Genomic DNA, 11,193 nt, shown 5'->3' with positions numbered 1-11,193 from the left:
GCCCTCCTTTATCAAGGCTATCTAATAAAAGGGCAGTACGCCAAACGGAACCCTTACCCCTCGTCTATCGTGCGGTAGCAAAGCCAATCCATAGCCCCCTCTATTGCTAAGAATCTAGAACGCAAAAAGGGGGTTTTTAGTCCTACCAACCCACCCCTTGGCAAAAGCCTCTGGGAGCGGTCTTCACTTCCATCGGTCTCGCGTAAAATTTCCATCGGGCAGGAAATTTTACGCGAGGCTGACGGAAAAAAAATTCCTGCCCGATGGAAAAAAGTTTGTCCCAGTGCGAGATTTTTTTTAGCTTTGAGAAGCTAATCATTTTTAAAAATCAACATTATGAAGTACAAACTCGTTCAAAAAGGAAAACCAGGAGATGCCGAAGCTCCAAAGAAATGGTATGCCAACCCTGTAAAATCGGGCAGTGTAAATCAGAAAAGCCTTGCGAAAGAAATTTCGGGGCGGTCTTCCCTTACGGCAGGAGATGTTAATAATGTCATCCAAAACCTGTTGGATATCCTACCGTCCAAACTTGTAGAAGGCAACAGCGTACAGCTGGGCGATTTTGGGACCTTTAGAATTTCGTTTTCTAGCGAAGGGGCAGATACAGAGCAAGCCTTTACTACGGACAAAATCAAAGGGATTAAAGTCTTATTTACCCCTAGTACCGAGTTTAAGAAGACCCTTAGCGATATGAAATTTGAACAAGAGAAGTAAAGCCCCCTCAAACGCCACAGCCTAAAACAAAACAAAGACTTGGCGTAAAAGTAAGCCACAAAAGCCTCACCGCCACAGAGCCGTGGGGCTTTTGCGTGGGCTATACCCTAGCCTTAGTTGCGGCTTTTTCGCCAGCGATAAAACCACATCACCGATTATTTAGTATCTTTGCCCTATGATTAGAATTACTAAGATTTTCTCATTTGAAACCGCCCACGTCCTCTATAACTACGATGGTAAATGCAAGAATATGCACGGACATTCGTACAAACTCTTTGTTACCGTGAAGGGCGTCCCTATCAATGATTTAGACCACCCCAAAAACGGAATGGTAGTAGATTTTGGGGACATCAAAAAGATAGTGAAAGAAGAGATTGTAGATGTATGGGACCACGCCGTCTTGCTCAACGCCAGCTCACCGCACATCAGCCTAGGAAAAGAGTTAGAAGAAAAAGGGCACAAAGTAATATTCTGCAACTACCAGCCTACTTGCGAAAATATGCTTTACGACATTGCCACTAAAATCAAAAACAGACTTCCCAAGTCTGTGCAACTCGCCTACCTAAAGCTCCACGAAACCGAAAACTCCTACGGAGAATGGTTGGCAGAAGAAAATTAGCCTTTTAAAACAGAAGTTACCCACGCTATGACGATTACCTTAGAAGACGGAAAAAAAATCTACTTCGCCTCCGACCAGCACTTCGGCGCTCCCACTCCAGAAGCCAGTAAACTTAGGGAACAAAAGTTTGTACAATGGCTAGAAGACATTCGGCACGATGCCCAAGTGCTGTTTCTTATGGGAGATTTGTTTGATTTTTGGCACGAGTGGCAGTTTGTAGTTCCTAAAGGCTTCGTGAGGGTGCTTGGCAAACTAGCCGAACTTAAAGACCAAGGCATAGACCTCTACTTTTTTGTAGGCAACCACGACCTGTGGATGAAAGACTACTTTGAGAAAGAGCTCGGAATACCCGTTTTTTTTGAGAAAAGGTACGCCACCATCAATGGTAAAAGGTTTCTCCTTGCCCACGGCGATGGTTTAGGTCCTGGCGATAAGGGCTACAAAAGAATGAAAAAGGTCTTTACCAACCCTCTAGCCCAGTGGCTGTTCAAATGGCTTCACCCCGATATTTCAATGAGGCTTGCCCTGTACCTTTCCCAGAAAAACAAAATGATAAGTGGCGAGGAAGACAAAGAATTTTTGGGCGAAGACCGAGAGTTTTTAATACGCTATTCCAAAGAAAAACTAAAGGCAGAGCATATAGACTATTTCGTATTTGGGCATAGACACCTCCCGATGATTTTGGAGGTGGGAGCAGGAGCCTCTTATGTGAATCTAGGCGATTGGATTTCCTACTATTCTTATGGTGTTTTTGATGGGGCTCAATTTCAGCTTAAATACCTAGGCAACTTATGAGTGATTTTACCCTCACCACTTCCGATGGCTACCCTCTTGCGGTAAGCCTCTTTAAACCAGAAGTAGAGAACACTAATGGTAAATTATTACTCATCAATTCAGCAACAGGAGTAAAACAATATGTCTATTACAATTTTGCCAAATACCTAATGGCGAAAGGCTACACGGTAATTACTTACGATTATAGAGGCATCGCATCTTCTAAACCCACTAAAATGAAAGGCTTTAAAGCCAGTATGAGGCTATGGGGAACCGAAGACTATAAAACGTTGACCAACTACATCAAAACCCATTTCCCTCATTACGAGAAATATATTATGGGGCATTCCGTAGGAGCTTTGATTGCAGGAATGAACCCAGACACTAATCTTTTTAAAAAGATAATATTCATAGGAGCTCAAAACGCTTATGTAAAGCACTTAGATTCTAAAACCAGATGGGCTGCTTACTTAGGTTTTGGCATACTGCAACCTATACTTACCGAAATATTAGGGTATTTCCCTGCCTCTATTCTTGGTCTAGGAGAATCTCTTCCAAAGGGTGTAGCTTACGATTGGAGAAGGCTTATTCTCAACAAAAAATCTACTCTTAAACTACTAGAAATGTCTTATAACCATACAGAGCATCTTCATCAGGATACTTTGGTTCTCTACGCCGATGATGACAGCTGGCTCACAGAAAAAGGCGTTAAAAGTTTAATGGACACTTATCACAATCTTAAACCTGAATATCATATCATAAAAGCTGAACTTTCTCCTAAAAACAATATCGGACACATCAACTTTTTTAGAAGTTACAACACTCCACTATGGCACATTGTGGAAGATTACTTGAAATAAAAAATCCAACACTCTTATCGTGTTGGATTTTTATTTTGAAAGCATGTATTACACCTTACTTTTTAAGACTTCTGATGCCCATCTCATAAAGAGCAAAGCTCATTAAGTCGGCATTTTCGCCTATCACTTGGTCGGTAGAGCGTCCTGCTCCGTGTCCTGCATTCATTTCTATTCTAACAAGTGCTGGATTAGAGCAAGTCTGTTTTTCTTGCAGCTCCGCTCCAAACTTAAATGAGTGTGCAGGGACTACCCTATCGTCGTGGTCGCTAGTAATAATCATAGTAGAAGGGTAGCAAACGCCTTTCTTAACATTGTGTACAGGAGAGTAAGATTTTAGATATTCAAACATCGCTTTGTCGTCTTGTGCCGTACCATAATCGTACGCCCACCCTGCTCCTGCAGTAAAGGTGTGATACCTCAACATATCCAAAACGCCCACCCCAGGGAAAGCCACTTTGGCAAGGTCGGGACGCATCGTCATTGTAGCCCCCACAAGTAGCCCTCCGTTAGAACGCCCAGAAAGTGCCATAAATTCAGGAGAAGTATAACCTTTAGATTGTAAGTATTCGCCAGCCGCTATAAAATCGTTGAATACATTTTTCTTTTGCATTTTGGTTCCTGCATCGTGCCATTTTTTACCATACTCGCCCCCACCTCTAATGTTAGGCACAGCGTAGATGCCTCCGTTTTCCATCCACACCGCATTTACCACAGAGAACGAAGGCGTTAAACTGATATTAAACCCTCCATAAGAATAAAGAATGGTAGGGTTTTTACCGTCTAGCTTAAGCCCCTTCTTATAATTGATGGTCATTGGAACTTTAGTGCCATCTTTAGAAGTGTAGAACACTTGCTCCGAAACAAAATCATCTGGGTTAAACTTAACCTTTGGCTTTTGATACACCGAAGACGCTCCCGTTTCCACATTAAGTTTGTAGATGGTATTGGGTGTAATGTAGCTCGTGAAAGCATAGTACAATTCTTTTTCGGAATCTTTACCAGAGAATCCTCCTGCAGTGCCTTTACTAGGAAGAGTAATATCTCTCACTTTCTTTCCGTTGTAATCCATCTGCTGTACTAATGTTACGGCATCTTTCATATAATTAGCAAAGATATAGCCTCCTCCTGTGGATACTCTTAGTACATTTTCCGTTTCAGGAATCACATCTGTCCAAACACTAGGATTCTTAATATCAAACTTCACCAACCTCATATTAGGAGCACCTTTATCCGTAAGAGCATAGATAAAATCGCCTTTGGTATCTACCACATCTGTATTATAATCGTAGCCTTTCTGAACTGGGATAAAATCGGTGTTGTTTTTTAAATCTTTAATATAAAGCTCATTGCCATTAGTCGCATTAGCTGCAGAAAGGATAAGATAACGCTGGTCTTCGGAAACGCCAGCACTCATATATCTCCTTTTGAAATTTTCGCCCCCTATGATGAGTTGGTCTTGAGACTGCTTAGTCCCTAACTTATGGAAATACACCTTGTGCATATCGGTCTTAGCCGAAAGTACACTTCCGTCTGGTTTATCGTAACTAGAGTAGAAAAAGCCTTCGTCTCCTAGCCAAGAAATCCCACTAAATTTAACATCTACTAAAGTTTCGTCTATTGGTTTTTTAGTAATGGCATCTAGAATGATGATTTTATTCCAATCGCTACCACCTTCCGAAATTTTATACGCGACTAAGTTTCCCTTCTTATTAAAAGAAATACCCGCCAAAGAGGTAGTCCCATCTTTAGAAAACTGATTAGGGTCTAAGAAGACCTCTGTATTGCCATTCTTATCTTTTCTATACAACACCGATTGAGCTTGTAGCCCATCATTTTTATAGAAATAGGTATAATCGCCTTCTTTAAAAGGGGCTGAAATTTTTTCGTAGTTCCAGATTTCTTTCAGTTGGTCTTTAATTTCGTTACGGAAAGTGATTTGGTCTAGATAGTTCTGTGTAAAAGCCACTTGTCTCTTTACCCAATCTTTGGTATCCTCCGCACGGTCGTCCTCCAACCAACGGTAAGGGTCTTGTACTTGTGTACCAAAGTAAGTGTCGGTATGGTTTACTTTTTTAGTTTCAGGATAATTCATTTTAGCGGTTTTTTGTTGAGTGCTACAAGACGCCAACGCCACAGCAGCTACTCCTAAATACAAATGTTTAAACTTCATAACTAATAATTTAAGATTCTAATATTTGAGCCGAATGCTCCTTTGTTTTTACTTTATCTATAATCCTCGTACACACGCCATTTTCATCAAAAATAAAGGTGGTACGAACAATACCCATAAACTCCTTCCCCATAAACTTTTTAAGTTGCCATACCCCAAAAGCCTCTATGATTTGTCTTTCTTCATCGGCTAGAAGGTCATAAGGAAAGTTAAATTTATCGTGAAATTTCTTTTGTTTTTCCACAGAATCGGCACTCACACCCAAAAGAGTATAGCCTTGTTTTTGTAGAGCCTCGTAGTTCTCACTTAAATTACACGCCTCTGCTGTGCACCCTGGCGTGTTGGCTTTAGGATAAAAGAATATCACTAATTTTTTACCCTTAAAGTCTGATGCACTCACCTCTTTTCCGTCTTGATTTTTTACCGTAAAAGCAGGAAGGCTACCACCTATGTTTATCATAATGTTTATTTTTGTCCCAAATTTAGTTTAAAATGACCAAAAAACAAAGAGTCGAAATCATCATACAAGAGTTAGAACGCCTATATCCCGAGACGCCTATCCCTCTAGACCACAAAGACCCATACACCTTGCTGGTTGCCGTGGCTCTTTCGGCACAAACTACCGACAAGAAAGTGAATGAAGTAACCCCCCAACTATTTGCCGTAGCAGATACACCTTTCAAGATGAAAGAGTTGGAAGTTGATGAAATTAAAAATTTAATCAAAGAAATAGGTCTATCAAACACCAAAGCTAAAAACCTTAAAGCAATGGCGGAGCTGTTGGTAGAGCGACACCAAGGCGTAGTACCCCAATCTTTTGAAGAGTTGGAAGCCTTACCTGGTGTGGGACACAAGACGGCTTCAGTGGTGATGAGCCAAGCCTTTGGCGTTCCTGCGTTTCCTGTGGACACCCATATCCATAGGCTGATGACTCAATGGAAACTCACTTCTGGAAAAAATGTAACCGAAACTGAAAAAGACGCCAAAAAGATTTTTCCAAAAGACAAATGGAATAGCTTACATCTGCAAATTATTTTCTATGGTAGAGAATACTCTCCCGCTAGAGGTAAAGGCGATAAAGATTTTATTACCAAAATGCTTTTTGAAAAGAAGAAGGAATAATTTTTTCTTACCTCTATTCAAAACAAAAACCCCTAAAATTAGGGGCTTTCACTTTATTATATCAAGAAGTTTTGTTATAACTTCATAAAATTAAAGACTTACTCTTCTAAATCCTACGATTTCTACATCATCACCGAAAGACTTCACATATTCAGCTACTTTTTTGCTGTCATCTTTAATGAAGTTTTGGTCTAGTAACGCTTTCTCTTGGTCTAGAGTTGTGTTATCGCTGATGAATCTTTGGATTTTACCAGGAATAATTTTATCCCAAATTTGTTCAGGCTTGCCTTCTGCTTTTAGTTCTGCTTTAGCATCTTCTTCAGCTTGTTTTAGAACTTCTTCAGTAAGTTGTGCATAAGAGATGTATTTAGGTACATTCTTTAACGGCTTACCTAAACGAACTAACTCTTCGTTTTCTTTTTGTATTACAGCAATACGAGCTTCAGTTTCGCTAGCGATGTAAGCTGGATCAAAATCTTTGTAAGAAAGCGTTTCAGCTCCCATAGAAGCTACCTGCATAGATACATCTTTAGCTAAATCTGCCGCTTGGTCGAAGTTTTTAGAAAGAGCTGTAATAGCAGCGATTTTATTTCCTACGTGGATATAAGCTCCTAGATAAGCTCCTTTGATAGTTTCAAACGCTCCGATTTCAATTTTCTCTCCGATAACTCCCGTTTGCTCGATAAGTTTATCAGCTACGGTCATTCCTCCAAAGTCAGAAGCTAAAAACTCTTCTTTGCTAGAGTAGTTAATTGCTTGTTCAGCTAATTTGTGAGCGAGTGCTACGAAGTCTTCGTTTTTAGCCACGAAGTCAGTTTCACAATTAAGAGCGATGATAGCACCTGCAGTGTTGTCTGCATTTACTTTAGCAATAACAGCTCCTTCTGCAGACTCTCTGTCAGCTCTATTAGCAGCTACCTTTTGTCCTTTTTTTCTAAGGATTTCTATTGCTTTATCAAAATCTCCTTCAGCTTCTACTAAAGCCTTTTTGCAGTCCATCATTCCTGCCCCTGTAGTGTTTCTTAGTTTTGCAACATCTGCTGCAGCTGGTGAATACATAATAATAATATTTTTAGTTATTTTTTAATCCCTATATTTGGGCTTCTAAATAAACCCGTGCAAAGATAATAATTTTAACATAAACTAAAAATAGAGTTTTTGCGTAGTTTTGGATAATAAGTAAGGTGTTTAAATATAAACGAGATGAAAATAACATTTAAAGTACTAACAGTATGGGGACTGCTATTGGGTATGTGTGTTTTGGCTAAAGCACAGTCAAAATATACGCCGCAACAGGTGGAGGCTTCTGATGATATTAAGGTAATTGCTAATTTTATAAAGTATAATCCAGACCACCCCGATACCCCAAAATTTAAAGCCAAACTTTATAATATTCTCAATGGTAATACATCAAGTACTCCCAAGAATAAGACGGCATCTGCTCCAGTAGTGGAAAAAAAATCATCGTCTAAGACTAATAATAATACTAAAGGCACTTCTTCTAAGACAGAAAATGAGAAAGCTGCCGATATGATTAACCATCTTTTAGGCGATACACCTAACAAAAATGAGGCTTATTTTTCTGTAAGAAATAAGTCCAAATGTCCAATTATCCTTAAAATTAGTGATGGTAGAAGGACATTAGAACTAAATATCCCAGCTTTAGGTAGAAATGCGACTTTATTGCAAAAAGGGACTTACCAGTTTTCTTCTACAATATGCAATGCTCAATTTAACACTTCTAAAAAGGTAACTGATGATATGGAAATGATTCTAGGGAACTAGATATAAATAAAAAAGAGGTTGATAAAAACAACCTCTTTTTTGTTACCCTTTAAATCTGCCCATTGAAATAAATTTATCTTGTCTTTGAGATTCTAGCTCCTTAGCCGAGAATTTCTTAAAGGCTTTGATGTTATTTAAGATAGAGTTTTTCACATTTTGGTAAGCTACACTTGGGTCGTAGTGGGCTCCTCCTAGAGGTTCTTCTATAATACCATCTATAATTTTTTCTTTGAGAGAGTCTTGTGCTGTTAGTTTCATAGTAGAGGCTGCCTCTTCTTTATGCTCCCAGTTTCTCCACAATATAGCAGAGCAGTTTTCAGGAGAAATTACAGAGTACCAAGAGTTCTCCATCATATAAACTTTGTTACCCACACCTATACCTAAAGCCCCGCCACTAGCACCTTCGCCGATTACATAGCAGAAAATAGGGGTTTTAAGTTGACACATTTCGTAGATGTTTCTTGCAATAGCCTCGCCTTGACCTCTTTCTTCTGCTTCTAGACCAGGATAAGCCCCTGGAGTATCTATAAAAGTAACGACAGGAATATTGAATTTCTCTGCCAATTTCATTAGTCTAAGAGCTTTTCGGTAGCCTTCAGGGTTACTCATTCCGAATCTTCTGTGTTGTCTTTCTTTGGTCGTTCGTCCTTTTTGAGTGCCTATAAACATTACAGACTGTCCTTCAATTTTGGCTAAACCACCCACCATCGCGGTATCATCTGCGAAGTTTCTATCACCGTGCATTTCTACAAAGCTGCCTTCGTCTGCAATTCCTTTGATGTAGTCTAAAGTGTAAGGTCTGTTAGGGTGGCGAGATAACTGTACCCTTTGCCAAGGCGTAAGATTACCGTATATCTCTTTCTTTTTCTTGTTGATTTTATCTTCTATTTGGCTACACGCCGTTTTCATATCCACGCCACTTTCTTCGCCTACTAGAGAGCACTTTTCGTACTGCTCCATAAGTTCTTTTATAGGGGTTTCAAAATCTAAATATTCCATATTGATGAGATAATTTACCGTTCAAATTTAATAATTTTTTAATAAAAGAGATTTTACTTTAAAACCTCCAACGCCTTTTTTAATCTGTTAAGGCTTTCTTCTTTGCCAATGATTGCCATCAAATCTGGTACATCGGGACCTTTTAGCTCCCCAACGAGTGCCAAACGCAAAGGCATCATTACTTTACCCATACCTAAAGAATGTTCTGTTGCAAAATCGTGAATGGCATTTTTGATGGTTTCTGCATCGAAAGAAATAGCTTCTAGTACAGTTGTTAGAGCAGACATTACTCCGTGAGTGTCTTCCTTCCAAGCTTTTTTAACGGCTTTCTCATCAAAAGATTGAGGGGCTTCAAAAAAGAACTTTCCTTCCTCGTAGATATCCTTTACAAAAGTGGCTCTTTCTTTCATTAGAGAAACTATTTTCAGAAGTACCTCATCAGAAATTTGTTCAGAATTAACGCCTTCTATTTGTTTTAATTCTTCCAAAAGTTGGTCGTTAGATTTTTGTTGTAGATATTGATGGTTGAACCACTTCGCTTTGTCTAAACTAAATCTAGCACCTGCTTTGTGTACTTTGTAGAGGTCAAACTCCTGAACCATCTCTTCCATAGATAAAATTTCTTTATCGTCTGCTGGAGTCCAGCCGAGGAGGGCTACCATATTTATAAACGCCTCTGGGAAATAGCCAGATTCTCTGTACCCTTTCCAAACTTCTCCGCTTTCGGGGTCTTGGAAATCTAATGGGAAAACAGGGAACCCAAACTTAGCTCCATCTCTTTTACTTAGTTTACCTTTGCCTTCAGGCTTTAATATCAATGATAAATGAGCGAACTCTGGAGCGTCCCAACCCATAGCTTCATATAGGAGTACGTGCAACGCCATAGATGGCAACCATTCTTCTCCCCTAATTACGTGAGTAATTTTCATTTCGTGGTCATCAATAATATTAGCGAAATGATAGGTTGGCATTCCATCATTTTTAACTAAAACTTTGTCGTCTAGGTCGTTGGTATTTACGCTAAAGTCCCCTCTGATGATATCTTTAAGGCTTACAATTCTGTCCACAGGCATTTTAAACCTTACCACATAAGGCGTATTTTCGGCAAGTAGTTGCTCTACCTCTTCTTTAGGAAGGCTGATGCTATTTCTAAGTCTGCCACGAGTTCTGTAATTGTACGCAAAAACTTCGCCTCTGCTTTCAAACTCTTTTCGGATAGCGTCTAGCTCTTCTGGAGTATCAAAAGCGATGTAGGCATAATCTGTTTTTAGTATTTGGTTGGTATATTGGTCGTAGATGGCTCTTCGTTCCGACTGTCGGTATGGAGCATAAGGACCACCATGTTTAGGGCTTTCATCAGGGACGATGCCACACCACTCTAGTGCCTCCATAATGTACTCTTCTGCACCTTCTACATATCTAGCAGAGTCGGTATCTTCTATTCTAAGGACAAAATCGCCTCCGTGATGTTTTGCAAACAAATAGTCGTATAATGCCGTTCTTACACCTCCCAAATGTAAAGCTCCCGTAGGACTTGGTGCAAAACGAACGCGTACCTTTTCCATATTCTGATAATTCTTTTTTAAGGCAACAAATTTACAGAATGTAAACGCAAGTTTCTAATATTATTGAAGTTTTTTGGAGCTAATTATATTGTTGTGGTGATTTCGTTGCACAAATAGGTATGAGGCGTTTAATGTCTAAAAAAATTTGCATATCTAAAAAAATGCTTATACATTTGCCTCCAGTTTATGCGACACGATACCAGCTACATACAACAAAGTGAAAAAAAGTTGCAAAATTATTTGGCTATCTCAAATAATTTCGTAAACACACACACACACACACACACACACACACAGACTAGTTACCCGCGTACGCGTCGTATTATATAAAAAATTCTTTAGATTTTTATCATCAATCATAAATAATGTTCCGCCAATCTTCGTTGGGGGCATTTGGCGTTTGGCATACGCTAAGTTTTGTTTTCATAAATATCTGCTAGAAGTCCGTCTTTTTCATCAGCTGAATGGGTGGTTTGGGTTAGGGGCTTCTAGCGTACAGAGAGGATACTCTATTCTCTCTGTCTTAGCCTTTCCTCTCGTTTTGTGTGTGTTTAGAGGGGAAAGGCGTTTTCTTATTGGTTCAAT

Annotated in this window: 12 protein-coding genes; 6 read left to right on the top strand and 6 right to left on the bottom strand. The window is 39.5% G+C overall.

The genetic code is table 11. The features are described 5' to 3' along the window. Nucleotides 1-53 precede the first annotated feature (53 nt). The gene (locus tag D1003_RS07495) at nucleotides 54-215 is read right to left on the bottom strand and encodes a hypothetical protein (protein WP_153936317.1); all 162 of its coding nucleotides are present in this window, start codon (nucleotides 213-215) and stop codon (nucleotides 54-56) included. Nucleotides 216-336: 121 nt separating this feature from the next. Here D1003_RS07495 and D1003_RS07490 point away from each other — a divergent pair, with 121 nt between their 5' ends. The 4 genes from D1003_RS07490 (at nucleotide 337) to D1003_RS07475 (ending at nucleotide 2,967) form a co-directional block, all read left to right on the top strand. Then, entirely contained in the window at nucleotides 337-714 is a 378-nt protein-coding gene (locus tag D1003_RS07490) for an HU family DNA-binding protein (protein ID WP_014937996.1), read from the top strand. 175 nt (nucleotides 715-889) lie between these two features. After that, nucleotides 890-1,333 carry a 6-carboxytetrahydropterin synthase gene (locus tag D1003_RS07485; RefSeq protein ID WP_153936316.1) on the top strand — a complete coding sequence of 148 codons (444 nt, stop codon included), beginning with the start codon at nucleotides 890-892 and terminating at the stop codon, nucleotides 1,331-1,333. A 27-nt stretch (nucleotides 1,334-1,360) separates the two neighbouring features. Further along, a complete protein-coding gene (locus D1003_RS07480) occupies nucleotides 1,361-2,128 on the top strand; it encodes a UDP-2,3-diacylglucosamine diphosphatase (RefSeq protein WP_153936315.1) in 768 nt (255 codons plus the stop codon). Beyond that, complete coding sequence (locus D1003_RS07475; protein WP_153936314.1) at nucleotides 2,125-2,967, top strand: alpha/beta fold hydrolase; 843 nt, start codon at nucleotides 2,125-2,127, stop codon at nucleotides 2,965-2,967. The genes D1003_RS07480 and D1003_RS07475 overlap by 4 nt, the downstream gene beginning before the upstream one ends. A gap of 55 nt (nucleotides 2,968-3,022) precedes the next feature. Here the strand turns inward: D1003_RS07475 and D1003_RS07470 are convergent, their stop codons facing one another. Together D1003_RS07470 and bcp are read right to left on the bottom strand one after the other, a co-directional pair. Beyond that, complete coding sequence (locus D1003_RS07470; protein WP_153936313.1) at nucleotides 3,023-5,137, bottom strand: prolyl oligopeptidase family protein; 2,115 nt, start codon at nucleotides 5,135-5,137, stop codon at nucleotides 3,023-3,025. Nucleotides 5,138-5,147: 10 nt separating this feature from the next. Further along, nucleotides 5,148-5,597 (bottom strand): thioredoxin-dependent thiol peroxidase, encoded by a 450-nt coding sequence (gene bcp / locus D1003_RS07465; protein WP_014937991.1) that lies wholly within the window; start codon nucleotides 5,595-5,597, stop codon nucleotides 5,148-5,150. A gap of 32 nt (nucleotides 5,598-5,629) precedes the next feature. Here bcp and nth point away from each other — a divergent pair, with 32 nt between their 5' ends. Continuing rightward, complete coding sequence (gene nth / locus D1003_RS07460) at nucleotides 5,630-6,259, top strand: endonuclease III (RefSeq protein ID WP_153936312.1); 630 nt, start codon at nucleotides 5,630-5,632, stop codon at nucleotides 6,257-6,259. 90 nt (nucleotides 6,260-6,349) lie between these two features. On the opposite strand, the gene tsf is transcribed toward nth, so the two are convergent. Continuing rightward, complete coding sequence (gene tsf, locus D1003_RS07455; protein WP_014937989.1) at nucleotides 6,350-7,318, bottom strand: translation elongation factor Ts; 969 nt, start codon at nucleotides 7,316-7,318, stop codon at nucleotides 6,350-6,352. A gap of 144 nt (nucleotides 7,319-7,462) precedes the next feature. Between tsf and D1003_RS07450 the strand changes: the two genes are divergently transcribed. After that, nucleotides 7,463-8,044 (top strand): DUF6759 domain-containing protein, encoded by a 582-nt coding sequence (locus D1003_RS07450; RefSeq protein WP_153936311.1) that lies wholly within the window; start codon nucleotides 7,463-7,465, stop codon nucleotides 8,042-8,044. A 42-nt stretch (nucleotides 8,045-8,086) separates the two neighbouring features. Here the strand turns inward: D1003_RS07450 and D1003_RS07445 are convergent, their stop codons facing one another. Continuing rightward, nucleotides 8,087-9,043, bottom strand: coding sequence for an acetyl-CoA carboxylase carboxyltransferase subunit alpha (locus D1003_RS07445; protein WP_064969922.1), 957 nt, complete (start codon nucleotides 9,041-9,043; stop codon nucleotides 8,087-8,089). Nucleotides 9,044-9,096: 53 nt separating this feature from the next. Next, the gene (gene gltX / locus D1003_RS07440; RefSeq protein WP_153936310.1) at nucleotides 9,097-10,608 is read right to left on the bottom strand and encodes a glutamate--tRNA ligase; all 1,512 of its coding nucleotides are present in this window, start codon (nucleotides 10,606-10,608) and stop codon (nucleotides 9,097-9,099) included. Nucleotides 10,609-11,193: the final 585 nt, after the last annotated feature.

This window comes from Riemerella anatipestifer, from assembly GCF_009663465.1.
Classification (GTDB): Bacteria; Bacteroidota; Bacteroidia; order Flavobacteriales; family Weeksellaceae; genus Riemerella; species Riemerella anatipestifer_C.
This window is presented reverse-complemented; position numbering and strand designations above follow the sequence as displayed.